This window comes from Trichocoleus sp. FACHB-46, assembly GCF_014695385.1.
Lineage (GTDB): Bacteria > Cyanobacteriota > Cyanobacteriia > FACHB-46 > FACHB-46 > Trichocoleus.
This window is the reverse complement of sequence record NZ_JACJOD010000007.1, coordinates 50,985-69,730: the sequence shown is the minus strand read 5'-3', so window position 1 is coordinate 69,730 and position 18,746 is coordinate 50,985. Positions and strand designations below refer to the sequence as shown.

Here is an 18,746-nt window from a genome sequence, read left to right as displayed (position 1 = left end):
AACGAGAGAGCGCTGCGGTAGAGTCTAAACTAGCTTATGCCGTCATCCTGTGGATGTGATTTGTGGATGTGGCCTGTGGATGTAGAAACTACTGCCGTCTAGTTTTGTTTAGGCGACATCAACTGTGGTGGTTTCTACGGGTCTTAGAGCGGCAGGAGGAGTGATCGGAATTTGAATCCAAAACTCTGACCCTTGCTCTGGCTCTGAAACACACTGAAGCGTGCCACCGTGCTTTTCTACAACAATCTGATAGCTAATGGAAAGCCCTAAACCTGTACCCTTTCCTACTGGCTTTGTCGTGAAGAATGGATCGAATAAACGTCCTCTTACAGATTCACTCACACCAGGACCATTATCCTTAATGCGAATCAAAACTTGCGGACTAGAACTAGTGGTTGCTAAGCCTAACAGTTCTGAAGCTGCGGCTAATTCAGGAGTGAGCAGTTCGGTTCGAATTGTAATCTGACCCAGTTGTGGCTGTTCTTCTAACGCATCCACTGCATTGCCAAGAATATTCATAAACACTTGATTTAACTGGCCTGCGTAACATTCCACCAAAGGCAGTTCTCCGTATTCTTTCACCACTTCGATGCCTCGATGACTTCCCGCAGGCTTGAGGCGGTTTTGCAAAATTAATAAGGTATTATCAATGCCTTCGTGAATATTGACTGGTTTCATCTCGGCTTCATCTAAGCGGGAGAAGTTGCGCAACGACAGCACGATTTGGCGGATGCGGTCTGCCCCCATTTTCATAGAGGAAAGCAGCTTCAATAAATCTTCTGTCATAAACTCAACATCCAATTCTTCTATCTGCTGCTGAATACTCTCCACAGGCTCGGGATAGCATTTTTGGTACAGATGCAGTAGTTCGAGTAGGTCTTGGATGTAGTTGTCGGCGTAGATGAGATTGCCGCTGATGAAGTTCACCGGGTTGTTGATTTCATGAGCTACCCCAGCCACTAGTTGACCCAAACTAGACATCTTTTCGGTCTGAATCAGTTGAGTTTGAGTGTGTTTGAGATGTTGTAGCGCCTCTGTCAACTGTTTTGCTTGCATCTGGGCTGCAAAGGCAGCAGCACGAGTTTGAGCATACAGCTCGGCTTGATCAATCGCGATCGCCAGTTGGTCTGTCACGGCTCGCAACAACTCTACTTCTACCTCAGTCCAATGCCGAGGGCCACTTGCATGGCTACAAACAATGGCTCCAAATTGTCCCGAACGAGTTTCTAAGGGGAGCAGTAATTGCGAAGTCATGCCTAAATGGGACAACAGAGCTTTCACATCCACATCGATGTTCTGCTCATTGCTAGCATCATCGATTTGAATGACATCGGCGCTCAGAACTTGTCTCACGACCAAATCAGTGTACTGGGGCGGAAAATCTCCTAACAAACTAGTGAGAGTGGCATGCCGAGCTTCATGAGTGACGGCTAGAGTGGGTTGCTCTGGATGCGGCCAGCACCAAACAAAATGGCACCGATCAATCTTTAACAAACTGCGAATTTCAGTGACAGCCGTTTCTAAAATGGTGTCTAAATCGAGGGAGTTACGAATTTGATTGGCTAAGCGCAACATTAAAGCTTCACGCCGACTCAGCAACTCTTCTCGCGCCCAAGCTCGGTCGATCGCAACTGCAATACTGTTGGCTACCCAGCCTAAAAAGTTCTGGACTGTGTCTGTAATCACCTTGCGACTAAAGAGCGCCATCACTCCGACGAGCCGATCTTCCACAATCAGCGGATAGCCTACAAAGGTCTGCATCCCTTCTTGCTGCACCCACTCGGTAGCTCCAATGCACAAATCCTTGGACACATCATGACTTAAGTAAGGCGTACGATTTTGGGCAATGAAGCCAACAATAGAGATGCCCAAAGAGATCAAACTGGGAAAGTCTTCTGTATGGCTGTGTTGTCCTGCGATCGCCTGTAGCTCTAATAAATTCGTATCGGCGTTGAAGGTCCAGATGCGTACAAAGGCGGCTTCGAGTTGCTGAGCTACGGCGTTAACAAAGCGATCCAGCACCTCTGGTAAATCTCCGCCATGGGCTAAGGCAATCCCGATTTCAGCGCTTAAGGTTGAGAGGCGCGATCGCTCAATCAGAGCTACTTCCGCTTGCTTTCTAGCCGTTACATCTCGGAAATAAACCGAGAGGCCATCTTGGTAAGGATACGCCTGCACCTCAAACCACGTTTCTAGAGGTGCGTAGAATTCCTCAAAATGTACCGTTACCTGCTCACTCACAGCTCTGTGATACTCACGGTGAAATGTAGATCCTACAGTCTCCGGTAACTGGTCCCAAATCCGCTGACCAATCAACTCGGCTCGATCTCTAAATAAGATCTGCTCAGCTTGCGAGTTGACGTAAGTAAAGCGCCAATCGCGATCGAGCGCAAAAAACGCATCAGTGACACTCTCTAAAATATTGATGATGCGCTTGTTCGACTTTTGCAGCTCTTCCTCGGCCCATTTGCGATCGCTGATGTCGATCAAGATGCCATTCCACAGGAGATCTCCGTTAGCTTGCCGAGACGGACATGACGCCCCTTGAATCCATTTCACCTGGCCTGAGGCCAAAACAAATCTTCCCTCCCAGGTCCACGACCCTAAGGTTTGAGCTGAAACTGCAATAGATTGATCTAAACCTGGGCGATCTTCTAAGTGGACTAGGCTAAAAATGGCATCAGCATCCTGTTGAATGACTTCTGGCTCCAACTCCAGCAATTCGCGTGACCCAGGGCTGATAAAGGGAAAAGCCAACGAGCCATCGGAGCGCAGGAGAAACTGGTAAACCATACCAGGAATCGTGATCGCCATCTTTTGGAAGTTGGCCTCACTCTCTTTTAAGGCCGCTTGGGCTTGCACCCATTCCGTCACATCATTCAGCGTGCCAGATGCACCCATCACGGTGCCATTTGCTGCACACATCTGTTGCATATAGATTTCTAGCCAGCAAAGTTCGCCCGCTTCGGTGAAAAAGCGGAGTTGCTGCCGAAAAGCTTCTATGTCTCCTCTCACGATCGCTTGCAGTTGGGCGTGGGTAGACTCATGCTCATCCGGATGCAAGTAGTCAGTAATGGGGCTGCCAATCGATTCTCCCAAAGAGAATCCAGTAATTTCTGTCCAAGCAGGATTGAGGAAAGTCCAGCGACCATCCACACTCAGTTGGAAGATGACTTCTTTAATACTCTCGACCACAGAGCGGTACTGCCTTTCGCTCTCCTGTAGGGCTGCTTCGGCTCGCTTGCGCTCTGTAATATCTTCCGAGATCCCTAATAGATACTGCGGGTTTCCAGTGGCATCTAGTAAAGGAATTTTTTTGGTATGTAAAACTCTTGAGCCTCGGTGCTTGGTGCGAATCTTTTCTTCCGAACTATTAACTAACTGTTTAACCTGTACTACTTCTAGATCCTTGGCTCTAAAAAAGTCGGCTTCTGATTCTGGAAAGAAGTCATAATCATCTTTGCCAATCATTTCAGCTCTAGAAAGACCCGTCAGCTCTTCGCCGAACTTGTTGAATTTAACAAACTTGAATTCTTTGGCATCTTTCACAAAGATCATGTGCGGAATGTTTTCGACGATCGAGTCTAAAAACATTTGGGTCTGCCGTATTTCTGCTTCGGAAGCTTTACGCTCTGTGATGTCGTGAGCGACCGCATAAATCAATCGCTGTTCTACTAAAGGCGTAGCTTTCCAAGAAAGCCATCTATAAGAACCATCTTTGCAGCGATAGCGGTTTTCGAAGCAGAGTGTTTCTAGACCTGATTTCAATCTTTCTAGTTCTGCTGCGGTAGCTTCTTGATCGTCTGGATGTATCCATTCACTCCAGGGATGAGCCGATAACTCTTGATTGGTAAAACCTAGGTTCTTTTCCCAAGCTGGGCTGAGGTATCTAAAATAGTGGTCAAAATCAGCAATAGAAAGCATGTCGAGCGAGAGCGTAAAGAAGCGATCGCGCTCCGCTTCAGCATTTCTCCGCTCTGTAATATCGATGCCTGTACAGATAATGTGCTTGATAGATTCATCTGTATTTAACAAAACCGTGTGTGACCAAGCAATCGTGCGGTGCTGTCCTGACTTGGTTAGACATTGGCTTTCATACTGACTGGCTGCATCTCCCCAATGCAATTTCTGTAGAATAGCCTCGACCTGCTTTCCTTCATCGGGAGCAATAAACCAGTCCCAGAAATACTCTTCTTTGACTTCTTCAAAGGTGTAGTCAGTTGTCGCTGTACAGACTTCGTTGATCCGAAGAACTTGACCTTGAGGATTGAGCACCACCACCAAAGCATTAGCTGTTTCTAGCACGGTAGAAACAAAGTTGCGAACTAGGTCATCCGTGGAATCCAATACGGTGGCGAGGAGAGTGCGCTCTTCCTCAAGGGCTTTCTCCGCTTGCTGGCGATCGCTAACAGCTTGAGTCAAAGCTTGGAGATTGAGCCGTAACTCTAATTGCGTCACCACTTGACGGCTCAGGGCTAGCAGTGCGTCTTGTTGCTCCGGACTTAAGGTGCGGGGTTCATAATCAATCACGCAGAGCGTCCCCAAAGGAAATCCTGCCTGAGTGACTAAAGGTGCGCCCGCGTAAAAACGAATGTGGGGAGCATCAACAACTAAAGGATTAGTCGCGAAGCGATCATCTAGTAAAGCGTCTTCAACCAGGAACAACTGCGGTTGCAAAATCGCATGGGCACAGAAGGCAACTTCTCGTGAGGTCTCACAGGCTGTCAACCCAACTTTAGATTTGAACCATTGCCGATTTTCATCGACCAAGCTCACCAAAGCAATCGGGGTTTGGCAAATATGAGCAGCCAAACGGGTGATGTCATCAAAACTAGTTTCAGGAGCAGTATCCAAGATTTGATACTGCTTCAAAGCCGCTAGTCTAATTAATTCGTTGCTAGGGATGGGTGCTTGCATAAACTGGTTGCTACCTACTGGCTGAGTCCTGTGCTAGCTGAGCGCCTGATCTGCGGTGCAGCTTGACTGTCATCACAGATGTCACAGAACATTGATATTCAAATTTCGGGACTAACTAACAAGGGTCGTTGGGTTGTGTTTAGGGATAAGGATTTAGCATCGCTACACATCTGCGATCGCAACTAACTGGAGCCAATGATTTAGCCTCCGTATCAACACTGGGACAGTTATTAAAGATTAGACATTTAACCTTTGCTAGCAACCAGGCCCAGGGCACTTTCACTCTGATTTATGATGCCCTAAAAGTTACTAACAAGAACCAAAAGCACAGCCACTTTATATTTGTCTTTATATTTGCACTTGTGCTCTACCGATCAAGCTCTGATTGAATAAGCAGCAGTATGAGCAAAAGCTGAAGCTCTGATTGTTATTCATTTTTAGAGTTTGTGCGATCGCTAACTCTAAGCAAATTAAGTTCTATTTTTCTGCTTAGTCAACTGCTGTTTTTACTACTTAGAGGCCAGCTATTACAGTATTAGTCAGTAGTTCAACTTAGGGCAAAGCTAAGTTGCAAGCCAAGTCGCCGTATTTTTAGGATATGTTAAGCAAAAGATAATTAAAGTTTGAATAGGGAATTTATAACTTTAGTTGAAGTGAAGCTCAAGACAGGATAGAAACTAAGATTTGACTTATTTTGCAGCTTTCTAATCAGGCATCAGCTTGAACAACTCAAAGATTAAGCAAATATTAAGTTTCTGTTCTGTCTTTTTTTGATTTTGTTGTAGCTGAAAATCCAGCTTTTCTAATATACAAATACTATTCCACTGACAGCGATCGCCCCATCAATCGTGATGGTTATGCAGAACTTATGCCATCCTCTTCTCCAGATTCGATACATACTGTTCTAGTAGTAGATGATAGTGCTGTAATTCGAGACTTAATCCAGACAGCTTTATCACCTAAATATCGAGTTCTGGCGCTGAGTAATGCGGTTGATGCGTTGGCAGCAATTTATCATGAGCAAATTTCCATTTTGCTACTAGATGTTTTGATGCCAGAAATCGATGGTTTAGAACTCTGTCGCACGATTCGGAATTTACCTCAATTCCATCAGCTACCTATCATTATGATAACGGCCAAGGATAGCCTCTTTGACAAAGTTCAAGGTAGGCTAGCAGGTGCAACTGAATACTTAACTAAACCTTTTAATGCCTGTCAGTTACTCCAAACTATTGAAAGGCTGATTGAAGTTAATTCACTTAAAAATTAAATTTTAGTAGCAGCACCCTAGGAACGGAGCTACTTGTGTTTGGAAATTATCAGTGAATGATAGATTTTACTAGCTTTGAAATGATTGAATCTAATTGAGTTGAGTCAGTGCAGAAGTATTACAGGTGGAAGAATGAGCAAAGTATTAGTGGTTGATGACCTACATAGCGAACTAGAGAGAATTTCTAGTGTTTTGCGGAGTTCTGGCATTGACGTAGTACAGGCTCACGATGGTGAAGAAGCCATTAAAAAACTACAAGAGCAAGAGCTACCTGACCTCGTAATCTTAGATGTGATTATGCCGCGAATTAATGGTTTTGAAGTAATTCGTGAATTGCGCGAAGACGACAAAACCAAGAAGCTCCCGATCATTATATGTACTCAAAAAAATACTGACATTGACAAGATCTGGGGTATGGAGATTGGTGCAGATGCTTATGTGACTAAGCCTTTTGATTCAGGGCAATTGCTTAACATTGTGCAACGCTTTTTGTGAATTCCGAGCTTTGGTAAATCTTTGCTCGGACACTATAGAAACTTCTGTATTTTTGAAGCTTGGTTAATTGTTTTAATATCCTTCAGAGTAGCTATTTGCAATGACTGTTCTTCCTGTGCCTGCTATTGCTGCGCCTGCTACCGTTCAGCAGTTTCTTTTGTTTCGTCAAAAAGACAGCTATTTCGCGATCGAGCTGACTAAAGTCTGTGAAGTTCTCTTCTTAAAAGATCAATTACTAGCTTCAGTTCCTAATACTGCCTCTTTTGTTTTGGGTTTAACTAACCTGCAAGGGGAAATTTTAGTGGTTGCAGATTTTGGTGGTTTGAGCAACATCGGAGTAGTGGAATTGCAGCGAGCTCAGGGCCGAATTCTGGTTCTAGAAATTCCTGATCCGCAAAATATGCAGTTGCTGCCGTTACATGTAGGCGTAGCGGTGTCTCAGGTTGAGGGAGTTGTCTCGCTCCATCCAGATCAAATTGTTTCTGCTATGGACGTGAGCCCAGAGCTAGCTCCAGTACTCAAAGGGCTATATGACTACGAGGGCCGCTTCTTAATGATCTTAGATGCAGAAGCGATCGCTCAATCCCAGCACTGGTAAGCATTTGCTTATTGACTGCCTGTTTGTTGACTGCCTGTTTACTGTCTACTGGTTATTTATTTCCTCTAGAGGCTGCCCTCATGTCTGTTCATCCAAGTTTAGAAGCTGGTGTTCGTGCTCTTCAGTCGGGTCATTATCAAGAAGCGATCGCATTGCTAGAGCAAGTACAAGCAGACAATCCGCAAGATGCCAATCTTCACTACTGGCTCGCCCGCGCTTACCAGAGGGCAATATATGCCTCTGAGCATGCTACATCCTATAGTGCTATTCCTATGGCTCCGCCTCGGACTGTTTTCGAGCCTGCTGCTGAAGTGACAGAATCTCACGCTGCTCCAGATTCAGAAATCAACTCCAGCCGACTCCGAGATGAAATGCTGGCAGATGAACAACGCTTGATTTTGGCCCGCGAGCTAGGATTACTCAACCTCAACTACGGTGCAGCGCCAACTGCCTCTCAACCTGTGATGTTCGGTCACTCGCCAGAGCAGCCTTTAGGCCCACCGCCGTTTGGCCGAAAAGTCATGATTACCGTTCTAAGCCTCAGCATTGTGCCTATATTGTTGCTGGGAATGCTAGCCATCGGAGCAACTACTTATTTCACCACCCAACCTGATGCAACCGCAGGGCAGCCATCCTGTTTAATCACATTATCGGTGGCAACAGGACTGATCGCAGCAGTCGCGGGCGCGATCGCCACAAGCCTATCTCGGCAAACGATTCACCCTTTATTGACAGCCGCCGCTGTCGCCACAAAAATCAGCCAAGGAGATTTGAGCGCCCGTGTACCCGCAGCAGGCAACCAGGAAATTGTCACGCTAGGAGCTGGGGTCAATCACTTAGCAGAGCGAATCCAAGGCTTGGTGCAGCAGAATCAAGAGCAAGCACAGCGCCAGCAAAAAGAACAAACTCAATGGCAACGACAGGTCCATGCGATCGCTCAGATAGTACAGAACTTGGCGGCAGGCAAGCTAGATGCTCGCATCTCTAATGTTCAAGCCCCCAGCTTTCTGCAAGAGCTAGGCGATCAAGTCAACTCAATGGGCGCTCGGCTAGAAACATTAATTACAGAATTACGCAATCAACAAAAAGCCTTAGATGCCTCCGCGATCGTGTCAGTGACCGATCGACAAGGACTCATTACCTACACCAATCAAAAATTTTCTGAGATCTCTGGTTACAGCCGCGAAGAACTGTCAGGCCAAAATCATCGGATTGTCAATTCTGGAACGCATTCCAAAGAATTCTTTACAGCGCTTTGGGCGACTATTGCCAATGGCAAAACATGGCGCGGCGAAATTAAAAATAAGCGCAAGGATGGCTCCTTCTATTGGGTGGATTCCACTCTTATGCCCCTGTTTGATAGCAAAGGTAATATCTCTGGCTACATTGGAGTACGCTTTGACGTCACAGAACGCAAACAAGCAGAAGAACGCCTGCAAACCTTGGCATTAGCCCAGGTAAGTCTAGTTCAAGAAATTAAAAATCGGCAAAATGTTTTAGACGAAGCCGCCATTGTGAGCGAAACCGATCGCAAAGGAAACATTACCTTTATCAATGACAAGTTCTGTGAGATCTCCGGCTATAGTCGCGAAGAACTACTAGGTCAGAATCACCGGATTGTCAATTCTAGCCATCATGCCAAACCCTTTTTTACTGAAATGTGGAGCCTGATTTCCAGTGGTCGAGTCTGGAAAGGTGAAATTAAAAATAAGCGCAAAGATGGAGCGTTCTACTGGGTTGACTCCACGATTGCACCGATCTTTGATACTGACGGCAAAATCGTCAAATATATCGGCATTCGCTTTGATGTGACTGAGCGCAAGCAGGCTGAGGAACGTCTGGAAAAACAGGCTGAAGAGCGTAAATTCGAAGCAGATGCGATCACCCAACAAGTTGTCAATCTGCTGAATGAGATTAAAGGCGCTGCGAAGGGGGATTTAACCGTCAAGGCTCAAGTCACCAATGACTCTTTAGGAGCACTGGCCGATTCCTTTAACTACCTGATCAGCTCGCTGCGCAAGGTTGTCCTGAATATTCAATCTGCGGCTATTCAGGTGAATCAATCGACTACAGACTCGATCAACAACACGAATGAGTTAGCCCAGCAAGCCCGGACCCAAGCTTCTCAAATTGAAAGTACCCTGCGGCAAATTGAGCGACTGCTGAACTCTATCCAAGATGTTGCTGAAGCGGCAAATCGAGCCGAGCATGTGGCTAAACAAGCTGCTCAAACTGCAGAAATCGGTGGTGAAGCGGTCGATCGCACAGTCGATGGCATTAATGACCTCCGCCTCACGATTTCTGAGACCTCCAAAATGATGAAACGCTTGGGAGAAGGTTCGCAGCAAATCGGCAAGATTGTTACCTCTATTTCTCAGATTGCTTCCCAGACCAACCTCCTAGCCCTCAATGCCACGATTGAGGCAGCGCGAGCAGGAGAGCAAGGCAAAGGCTTTGCGGTCGTAGCCGAAGAAGTTCGCAAGCTCGCAGAACGTTCCGCTTCAGCCACTGAGGAAATTTCTGACATTGTCAGCACCATCCAAGACGAAATCAGCCGAGTTATGGCAGCGATGGAAGCAGGAACGCAGCAGGTAGTAGACGGAACCCTATTAGCCTCCGAAGCCAAAACTAATCTGAACGCCATTATTGACGTTAGTCGAGAAATTAATGGCTTGGTGCAGAACATTACCAAGGCGGCTCAGCGGCAGATAACTTCGGCTGAAGATATCTCTGGCACTATTCAGGAGGTGAGTGAGATCTCTACTAATACTGCCGAAAAAGCAGAGAACGTCACGGTGGCCTTGGATGGATTAGCCGTTGTCGTCAACAAACTGCAAAGCTCGGTCGCTAATTTCCGATCGCAGTAATGCTCAGGGAGTACCCACGTTTGCCCTAGTTGTGCCTCGTATGTCAGCCATTGGGATTAGGCGATGAATGCAAAGGATTTAGACAGGTTGATCGGTTGTTTCATAGCAGAAGCCCAAGAATTTCTCCAGATTCTAGAAACAAATTTGTTAGCGATCGAGTGCAATCCTCAAGCCCATCGTCGTTCAGAAGCCGTGAAGGAGCTATTCCGAGCCGCCCATTCTATTAAGGGTTCAGCCTTAATGTTTGGTTTTGAGGGTCTCTCCACAGCAGCGCACGGCCTGGAAGATTGTTTTGCTATTCTGCGCGATCGCGTTGATCTGGCTCAACTAGACTCTCCGACGATCACAGCTTTGCTACAGGGGGTAGATTGTCTCAAAACCATCACCAACAGCAACTTTCAGGGTAAAGCAGAATTTCTAGCTGAATTGCAGGCGATCGCTCAAATCAAAGCTCAGCTTGAAGCACGCTATCCCAAGGTGCCAGATCCAGCTCTTTTGCCGCTACATGCCCCTGCTAACTATGAAGTGATAAAGGCGATCTTTGAACACGAAATTTTGACGGTGCTGAATCAGTTGGAAGCTGAGTTATCTCAAGCTAGACCTGAAACGATCCCATCAGCGGTGGAGGTGCTGTCTAAGATTTATTACCAACTCTCTGGTGTGGCAGGTATGCTGCAACTGCCTGAGTTTGGTCGTGTTGCCGACACGTTGGAGGCGCTGCTCAGTTCACCAGAGTTATCCTTTGAGCAATTCCAGCAGCAAGGCTGGGCGATCGCGCAAAATCTCCAGACTGCTCGTCAGCAAATCTTAAATGGACAACCGATTACGGTTTTACCGCAGGCAACCGCGATCGCCGTTCCCTCTCATCGTTCCGAACCCGATAATTTGTTACACGAGCGGTTCGAAGCTGAACCTAGCCAGTCCCAGCAACCACAGTTCTCAGCTCAACTGCCAACTCCCTTGGCGGAAAGTCGCTTAGATCAGCCAACCGTGCCTATCCTGGACCACATTGGGCCAGAGACTCCAGTTTTTGCTGAGGCAGCTACCCCCATACCCAGTCCTAGTACAGACTCTACTTCATTCAATAGCTGGCAACGTCTGACGATTCGCATTGAAGTGGACCGCTTGACCGAACTGGTGAATTTGGTGGGAGAACTGGTGATTAACCGCACCAATTTGGAAGTCCAAGGAGGACAGTTACGCTCAGAAATCAAGCACATTCGGCGAGGCATGGCAGAGCTACATCAGTTTGGTGGCCAACTTAGAGAAGAATATGATCGCTTGAGTGTGGCTGACTGGCAAACTGCGATCGCGCCGTCTGGTTTGGCAACTAGCCCCCCTAACTCACGCCGCTCTGCTCCATCGACATTCGATGCTCTAGAGCTAGACCAATACACTGAGTTTCATTCCAGAGCTCAGTCTGTGCTTGAGACTACCCATACGGTGGCTCAAACGGCTGACAAACTGGATGCTCTGGTTTTTACCTTTGAGCAAAGTACCGAGCAACTCCGCCGCATTACCGAACAACTGCAATCGCGCGTGATGCAGTTACGGGTAGTCCCCTTCAGCCGAGCGGTCGATCACTTACCCCGTGCCCTGCGAGAGCTGTGCTTGACCCATCACAAAGAAGTGAACTTACTGCTAGTGGGCCGAGACACCAAAATTGATGAAAGCTTATTAGATGCGTTGCGAGAGCCATTAGTTCAGTTATTACGGAACGCCCTTGACCACGGCATTGAACTGCCTGAAGCTCGCGTGAATGCTGGGAAGCCACCTAGTGGTCAAATTGAAATTTCTGCTTTTCAACAAGGCGGTCAAACTATTGTTACCGTTACGGATGATGGCAAAGGCATTGATCCGGAAGCCATTCGTCAACAAATTGTTGCCAGAGGTCTTGTGCCTGCCGAACAAGTTCAAGATTTGTCCCTCGCCGAGCTGTATGACTTTCTATTTTGGCCAGGGTTTAGCACTACCAAGGATGTCACAAATCTTTCTGGGCGAGGGGTGGGACTGGATATTGTGCGCTCTAACCTGCGGCAAGCCCGGGGCACTGTGAAAGTTGATTCTCGCCCAGGGCAAGGAACTAGCTTTATCTTGAAATTGCCACTCATGCTTTCGATCGCCGAAGCCTTAATGGTGCGGATTGATCACAACACAGTGGCGGTGCCCTTAGATGCGATTGAGGAGATTCTGCACATTCAGGGCGATCAGGTACAAATGGCTGGGAACCAGCCCATGATTCGTTGGCGTGGTGAATTTATCCGGTTGGTGCGGTTGCAAGATCTATTGCACTACCATCCGGCTGACTCAGATTTACCATCTCCTGATCCACTAACCCAGGACTTGATTCCTATCTTGGTCCTGAGTGCTGGAGAGGGCGTAGTAGCGATCGCGGTAGAAAGACTGATGGGGCAGCAAGAAATTGTAGTCAAACCAATTCCCGCGCCGCTTTCAAAACCTAAAGGCGTGGTGGGCAGCACCATCTTAGGAAATGGACAAGTAGCTGTCATCTTAGACATCGATGACCTGGTTGAACAGTTCAGCTACCAAACCAGCCAAGCGATCGCTATGAGCGACAAAGGCCCACAGATTCTAGCCCCGGTGCCCGCGACCCAACCTCAAATTTTGGTGGTAGATGACTCCTACACGATCCGACAACTCCTGGCTTTGGCCCTAACGCGGGCGCGGTATCGAGTAGCGCAAGCCAAAGATGGCCAAGATGCGATCGAGCAACTCCAACAAGGGCTGCAATGCGATTGCATTATTGCTGATATTGAGATGCCTCGGATGGATGGGTTTGAGTTATTGCGATCGCTCAAATTCAATTCTCAATTTGCTCACATTCCCGTCGCGATGTTGACTTCTCGCAGCGGAGCCAAACATAGAAAGTTGGCACAGGAGTTAGGCGCGGCTCACTACTTCACTAAACCCTACAACGAAGCCCAGGTTCTAGAAGTGCTCGCCCAACTTTTAGCCGCTAGCCGGATAGCCCTTTGAAGTCTTGATATTGCTATGCCACCTACTCCTTATCACCGCAGGTTCCAGAAGCAGGTTCCCAGCCAGGCTCCTAACTTAACCGAAAAACTGATAGCCTTGCGATTTGGCAGTGAGCAATATGCCATTCCCATGCGCCAGGTTCAGTCTGTCTTGAACAACTTTACGGCTTACGGAGCGCTAGAAACAGGCCAAAGTTTGGTCATGCACAATCAGGGCATTGTCACCTTAATTGATAGCGCTACCCTGTTCCTGAGCCAGCAAGCGATCGCACCCTCACAATTCTTAGTTATCTGTCTGCTAGAGAGTGGTGAGCTTTTAGGCATTCCCACTCCCGAAATGCCCACCATTTTGGAGGCTGACCTGAGCAAACTAGCAACGCTGCCAATGGGTTACCGTCAGGGCCATTTATCCCCAGCGATCGAAAAGCTGATTCCAGTTCCCGATGGCAGCGTGGTGTTTTACATCAATGTAGAACGGTTGTTACCTATTTCTGCCTACTAACTGCACCGGTTTTATGCGGGATAGATCCGCAAGCGCCGATTCGGTTCCTCTCCAAAGCTAGAAGACTTGAGATGATAGTGTTCTGCCAACTCATGTTGCATCTTCCGCACTTTGGACGATCGCGGCAACAACTCGACTGGCTGGCCTTTAGGAATCACGATTTGCTCAACTGCAAGTCTGGCTTCCTCTAGCGCCTCGATTTCGTCTTCATCACCATCACGGTAAAACAGACTCAGATCAGAGGCTTCAGGCACCGCCGGATCATCCATATCCAATAGGCGACGGAGAGAGCGAACAATCTGCGGCACCGTGTTGGCTTTGATTGTATGGATCGGCACATGGCGGCTCTTGGCCATACTTCTCAGCTTGGCATGGTTTTTGACATGCGATCGCAACGCTAAAACGGCATCGGCGCTGTCAATATCTTTTGTCAGCACGACAGGTAGATTCAGAGTTTGAATTACTTGGTCGAGTTGATGCCGACTGATGCCATAGGGATAGACGTGCAAGGGCAGATCTTCACCATTAGGGCCTGTGGTGCGAGCGGAGATCTCACTAACAAAATCTGAACTGCTGCTACTAATACCAAGGCTACCTTGAGGCCAAGAAGCATCGAGTAGTTGCTCAAACTCCTGGGCCGCTGGAGAACTGTCTAATCGGTTGGTCAAAGCTGAGCGTCTAGCCGAGAAACTCTTTTCGCCAAAACTAGGACTTGGCAGCGGCGTCATTTGTCCTGAAGCTCGCCAGCCCACGGCCCCTTTCGCAGCCGCAGCAAAGCGATTGGGGGGCAGTGGGCTTTCTGCGATCGCATTAGGCAATTCGTGGGTAATCACTACTGCGCCCGCTTCGTTTACCGTTCTGGTTTGGGGGTTGGGCTGGCGACCCCGCAGCAAACTGTCCACCGTCTCGGCGACGTGCTCATGCACCACCCACTTTTGCCGCTCCAACATCTCTACTGCGATGTCGAAGGTCGGTGGCGCTTTGCGCTCTAGAACACTTTTCTGGCTGCCCCGCCGTCTGGCTTCCTCGTCGCCCAATGTGACTGACTGGATACCACCTACCAGATCAGACAATGTGGGGTTTTTAATCAAGTTTTCAATCCGGTTGCCGTGAGCGGTGCCCACCAGTTGCACACCCCGTTCCGCGATCGTGCGGGCCGCTAGAGCTTCCAATTCCGTACCAATTTCATCAATCACAATGACTTCTGGCATGTGGTTTTCCACTGCCTCAATCATCACTTGGTGTTGCAGTTCGGGTCGAGCTACTTGCATCCGCCGTGCTCGTCCGATCGCGGGGTGAGGCACATCTCCATCACCTGCAATTTCATTCGAGGTGTCAATGATGACCACTCGTTTTTCTAGTTCATCTGCCAAAACCCTTGCAATTTCGCGGAGTGCAGTGGTTTTGCCAACTCCGGGTCGCCCCAACATCAAAATGGAACGGCCACTTTCTACCAAATCTCGAATCATGCCGATGGTGCCGAAGATGGCTCGCCCGACTCGGCAGGTCAGGCCAATGACTTCGCCTCGCCGATTGCGGATGGCGCTAATTCGGTGCAGGGTTCGTTCAATCCCCGCACGATTGTCTCCACCAAAGTTTCCTACCCGCTCAATCGAGTACTGGAGGTCAGTTTGCGAGACGGGTGTTTCTGACAAGTACTCTGCTTTGCCTGGAAAACGTGCTTCTGGACGGCGGCCTATATCCATCACCACCTCAACCAAGCTCTCTTGGTCGGGATGCTGCTCTAAGCGCTGGCGGATCTCACTTGGCAATATATCTAGCAATTTACTGAGATCGTCTGTAATTTGCATGTTGTTCATCGTGACGTTTTCAGGCTCGATCGCTGCCATGTCTGCTGTCATATCTAGATCTGATGCGGGCTGCTGTTTCTGTTGGCTCGATGCAGCTAAAAGCGGGTCTACTGGACCCGGCAAACTTTCCTGATTGTCAAAAGAATTTGTCTCGTTCAGACTCACCATAGTGATTAAAAAAGTTGAATTAACAGCAGGCGCTTAGGAAAGCAAAGTTTGATTGAGAGCGGACGGTGTCTTGATTTGGCTCACCAAGGAGTGCGCTAAATCAACTGCGGGCCAAAGTAGGTGCGGTTGGCTTTCCAGGGGCAGGGATTGCACTGATTGAATTGGTTGCAGTGGTGCTTCGGCTAAGGCGATCGCTTCAGAAGATGGTCCAGAGATAGGCAGGGACAAACTTTCTAGCTGCTCCAAAATTGGAGACAACAACACTCGTGCGTAACTACCATAGGCCACTCCAGCAATGTATTTCTGTAGGCTTGGGGAAGCTAGAAGCCCTAAGCTGTTTAGCTTCTCGACGGTATGACGGTTAGTTCCTCCTGCTAACTGCACAAATCCTGGCAAGTTGGCTGCCAACACTTTTTGGCCTAACTTGACGGCGGCACGGGTCGCACCGTCTCCAATATCACCACTCATGGGCCGACCATCTGTTTGCCAAACTAAAGCACAGGCTAGCGGCGAAACCGTTTGATAAATTGACCAGAGGTAGTCAATTAGGCCATCGCCATCCGGACAACTAATCGCTAGTAATTTGAGTTGTCCCGCCCAAGGAGCGATCGCCTGCCAAAGTCGCTGGAAATCAGCTAGCCGCCCTACTTGGGTGTGAATCTCTAGAGCATCTACGCCCGCTTGCAGTACTAAAGGGGCGATCGCTTCCGGAGTAAACACATGGGAGCGAGTCGTAATTTGCTGAATCGGACAAATGGGTAAACACCGTCCGCAACCATAGCAACGGGCATCTATAACTCCAGAAAATTGCTCCGGTTGGTTTTGCTGTGGTTGCTCAAAGACAATTGCTTGCGCGGGGCAAATCGTTTCGCAAGGCCGAGGACAGTCAGAAGGACATAAAGTTGGGTTAAATTCTGCTTTGCGGAAATGGGGATCTTCACCGTCATTTAGGCTCACCATCAGCCACGGGCGGCCCTGCCAAGCTAAAGAGGGATGCTGAGAGGCGAGCGCAATGTCGTCCGCTGTGTCTAAAGCTGCTTGGGCGATCGCGATTACCGCTGGGTCTGCGGCAACATCAATACAATCAGCACCAGCCAACGCGTAGGCTAAAGTTAAGTTTCGGACGGCAGGGAGATGTTGGAAACTGGCTCCGCAAATTAATTTAAACCAGCGTCCCTCCCTTAGAGAACGTAAGGGATGGTCAAAATTAGTCACACCTTCATGCTAATGCTCTCGCTGAGAAATGACGAGGCTCTAGACAAAATTTGATCCCCTGCCGCTAGGTTGGGGGCTGTTTGCAATCGAGTGAGGAATTGCCTGACTCTTGCTCATTCACCACATCTGCTGCTTTAAGAGATACTTCGCCGCCAACTCACGCCAAATCTGGTAGTTGTTGGCCTGGCGATCGCCATCCAGCATCCTCAAAGGCAGATGCGGTGTGATTACCGTTTGTTAACAAACTACTGATCTGCTTCTAAAGCGGCTAAATAATCGATTGCGGCTTCCAGCTTAGAAGGGTATTGCTCAGCAAATTGGTTAAACCAAAGCCCTTCCGTAGACAACGGATCTAAATTCTTTAACCAATCTTGGGCAGTGCGAGCCAAAGCAGTTCGACGGGCTTGTTGCGCTTGGGCTTGACGCTGTTGCTCCGCCACTAATTGCTGTTGTCGAGCTTCCTGTGCGATCGCGTCCTGCACCTCGTACTGGCCTTTGATCTCCGCCAACAAGCTATCGAGCGGGTCTGGCTGCCGCCCAGAAGTTGGCTTTGCTGGAGGAGAGCTAGGTGGTAACGGGGATGGTGCGGCTGGCGGTGCAGGTGTTTCGCTGTATTGAGCTTTGACTTGTGCGAGTAACCGTTCGATCGAGTCCATATCGTTTTGCACTTCTAGTCATTAATGGCATTGAGCAACACTTCGCTCAAACTCATCTCCTCAATATCGGCAAAGGTGATCGCATCACAAATATCAAACTTCGCGCCCACCCCTGCGAGTTGCTCGTCTAAAGCTTGAAGAAATTTGGTGGCTTGGGGATCAGCACCAATTTGAATGAACGAAATGGCTAATTCTTCATCTCGCTCCATTTTGCGGGAGGCATCAACGATCACCTCCATAACCGCACGGCGATCGTCCGGTTCCCCATCTGTGATCACCAAAATGGTTTCGCCAGCGGGCTTTGTTTTCCCAGCGGCTTTGCGCTGAAAGTAATAATTGGTGGCATCTTGTAGCACTGCCGCCAAGTTGGTGGTTCCGGCGGGGTCGTTCTCTTGAAAGAGCTGTTCTACTTTGGCTGAAGTCACATCGTCATAGCGCTTGAAGCGTCCTGAGAACAGATAAACCGTGATGCCATCCGGGTCAAACTGCTCACACTTGCGGGCCAGCGCCAAAGTAGACTCCTGTACTTCCATCCAACGACTGCGGCCACCTCTCTGATCTGGAGTGGACATACTGCCACTTTTATCCACGATGAGCGTATAGTCCCGATCTTTCACGACGTAAACCTCAATGCATCCGTGTTTTTCGTCCAGTCTAGAGGATGAAACCTCACAGCGTCACGAGTAAAGATGCGAAAATTAGCAATTAGTCAGTGGCTAAAAACTAATTGCTAAAAATTGATTGTTAAAAACAGGCAGGTGAACTGGTACTGGAGTTGAACCCCGAGCCAGCTTAAGCCGGAATCAATGTTTCTTGCAAAGGCTGCCAGCGACAGACGCGATCGCCGCCGCGCTCTACGACTATCTTGACTCGCGGTTCCAGAGTTGGCAGCAGGGTCAGAAATTCTACTTCTTGGCGTGACAGAATATGACCTTCAATCAACCACAGCACTAAACCTTTGGCATGAGTGGGCAGGTTTTCTAGGTGATAGTTGATAACCGGCGGCGCAAAGTAAACTCGAATATCTTTTTTGCCCAGGTGAGGGGGACGAATACCATGAACTCCAGTCAAGTAACTTCCCAGGTCGCCTAGCCCTTTCGCACTCATATGCACCGTCACATAGCCAGCAGCCCGTAAACGTCGCTGATAGCGGCCTTCAAAACCACCTTCCAAGGGCACATAGAACCCTAAAGAGCCTGACTTTTCTAAATCGCGAATTAGTTTGCCGCCATTTGCGATAAGTGCCATAAG

12 protein-coding genes are annotated in these 18,746 nt (G+C 48.4%); 6 read left to right on the top strand and 6 right to left on the bottom strand.

The annotated features are described in order from the left end of the window. Positions 1 to 108: 108 nt before the first annotated feature. Positions 109 to 4,917, bottom strand: coding sequence for a PAS domain S-box protein (locus tag H6F72_RS29945; protein ID WP_190432145.1), 4,809 nt, complete (start codon positions 4,915 to 4,917; stop codon positions 109 to 111). A gap of 868 nt (positions 4,918 to 5,785) precedes the next feature. Between H6F72_RS29945 and H6F72_RS04165 the strand changes: the two genes are divergently transcribed. The 6 genes from H6F72_RS04165 to H6F72_RS04140 all read left to right on the top strand — a co-directional run bounded on the left by H6F72_RS04165 (position 5,786) and on the right by H6F72_RS04140 (position 13,645). Further along, positions 5,786 to 6,187, top strand: a complete 402-nt coding sequence (locus H6F72_RS04165) for a response regulator transcription factor (RefSeq protein ID WP_190432143.1) — start codon at positions 5,786 to 5,788, stop codon at positions 6,185 to 6,187. A 132-nt stretch (positions 6,188 to 6,319) separates the two neighbouring features. Then, positions 6,320 to 6,682, top strand: coding sequence for a response regulator transcription factor (locus tag H6F72_RS04160; protein WP_190432141.1), 363 nt, complete (start codon positions 6,320 to 6,322; stop codon positions 6,680 to 6,682). A gap of 100 nt (positions 6,683 to 6,782) precedes the next feature. Beyond that, the gene (locus H6F72_RS04155; RefSeq protein WP_190432139.1) at positions 6,783 to 7,280 is read left to right on the top strand and encodes a chemotaxis protein CheW; all 498 of its coding nucleotides are present in this window, start codon (positions 6,783 to 6,785) and stop codon (positions 7,278 to 7,280) included. A gap of 80 nt (positions 7,281 to 7,360) precedes the next feature. After that, on the top strand, positions 7,361 to 10,147 hold the full coding sequence (locus H6F72_RS04150; RefSeq protein WP_190432137.1) for a PAS domain S-box protein: 2,787 nt from the start codon (positions 7,361 to 7,363) through the stop codon (positions 10,145 to 10,147). A gap of 63 nt (positions 10,148 to 10,210) precedes the next feature. After that, complete coding sequence (locus H6F72_RS04145) at positions 10,211 to 13,144, top strand: chemotaxis protein CheW (protein WP_190432135.1); 2,934 nt, start codon at positions 10,211 to 10,213, stop codon at positions 13,142 to 13,144. A gap of 15 nt (positions 13,145 to 13,159) precedes the next feature. Then, on the top strand, positions 13,160 to 13,645 hold the full coding sequence (locus tag H6F72_RS04140) for a chemotaxis protein CheW (protein ID WP_190432133.1): 486 nt from the start codon (positions 13,160 to 13,162) through the stop codon (positions 13,643 to 13,645). 11 nt (positions 13,646 to 13,656) lie between these two features. Here H6F72_RS04140 and H6F72_RS04135 read toward each other — a convergent pair whose 3' ends face one another. The 5 genes from H6F72_RS04135 to ndhN form a co-directional block, all read right to left on the bottom strand. Further along, entirely contained in the window at positions 13,657 to 15,624 is a 1,968-nt protein-coding gene (locus tag H6F72_RS04135) for a R3H domain-containing nucleic acid-binding protein (RefSeq protein WP_370527438.1), read from the bottom strand. A 33-nt stretch (positions 15,625 to 15,657) separates the two neighbouring features. Continuing rightward, positions 15,658 to 16,839, bottom strand: coding sequence for a circadian clock protein LdpA (gene ldpA, locus H6F72_RS04130; protein ID WP_190432132.1), 1,182 nt, complete (start codon positions 16,837 to 16,839; stop codon positions 15,658 to 15,660). Positions 16,840 to 17,084: 245 nt separating this feature from the next. Then, positions 17,085 to 17,495 carry a salt stress protein, Slr1339 family gene (locus H6F72_RS04125; protein ID WP_190432129.1) on the bottom strand — a complete coding sequence of 137 codons (411 nt, stop codon included), beginning with the start codon at positions 17,493 to 17,495 and terminating at the stop codon, positions 17,085 to 17,087. A 14-nt stretch (positions 17,496 to 17,509) separates the two neighbouring features. Continuing rightward, complete coding sequence (locus H6F72_RS04120; protein ID WP_190432128.1) at positions 17,510 to 18,112, bottom strand: VWA domain-containing protein; 603 nt, start codon at positions 18,110 to 18,112, stop codon at positions 17,510 to 17,512. A gap of 175 nt (positions 18,113 to 18,287) precedes the next feature. After that, a complete protein-coding gene (gene ndhN / locus H6F72_RS04115) occupies positions 18,288 to 18,743 on the bottom strand; it encodes an NAD(P)H-quinone oxidoreductase subunit N (RefSeq protein WP_190432127.1) in 456 nt (151 codons plus the stop codon). Between the last annotated feature and the right edge of the window lie 3 nt (positions 18,744 to 18,746).

Excerpts from the sequence above, each read along its gene's own strand:
- H6F72_RS04155 (WP_190432139.1), top strand. The coding sequence starts at position 6,783 with ATGACTGTTCTTCCTGTGCCTGCTATTGCTGCGCCTGCTACCGTTCAG.
- H6F72_RS04140 (WP_190432133.1), top strand. The coding sequence starts at position 13,160 with ATGCCACCTACTCCTTATCACCGCAGGTTCCAGAAGCAGGTTCCCAGC.
- H6F72_RS04165 (WP_190432143.1), top strand. The coding sequence starts at position 5,786 with ATGCCATCCTCTTCTCCAGATTCGATACATACTGTTCTAGTAGTAGAT.
- H6F72_RS04135 (WP_370527438.1), bottom strand. The coding sequence starts at position 15,624 with ATGGTGAGTCTGAACGAGACAAATTCTTTTGACAATCAGGAAAGTTTG.
- H6F72_RS04145 (WP_190432135.1), top strand. The coding sequence starts at position 10,211 with ATGAATGCAAAGGATTTAGACAGGTTGATCGGTTGTTTCATAGCAGAA.
- H6F72_RS04125 (WP_190432129.1), bottom strand. The coding sequence starts at position 17,495 with ATGGACTCGATCGAACGGTTACTCGCACAAGTCAAAGCTCAATACAGC.
- H6F72_RS29945 (WP_190432145.1), bottom strand. The coding sequence starts at position 4,917 with ATGCAAGCACCCATCCCTAGCAACGAATTAATTAGACTAGCGGCTTTG.
- H6F72_RS04160 (WP_190432141.1), top strand. The coding sequence starts at position 6,320 with ATGAGCAAAGTATTAGTGGTTGATGACCTACATAGCGAACTAGAGAGA.
- ndhN (WP_190432127.1), bottom strand. The coding sequence starts at position 18,743 with ATGGCACTTATCGCAAATGGCGGCAAACTAATTCGCGATTTAGAAAAG.
- H6F72_RS04150 (WP_190432137.1), top strand. The coding sequence starts at position 7,361 with ATGTCTGTTCATCCAAGTTTAGAAGCTGGTGTTCGTGCTCTTCAGTCG.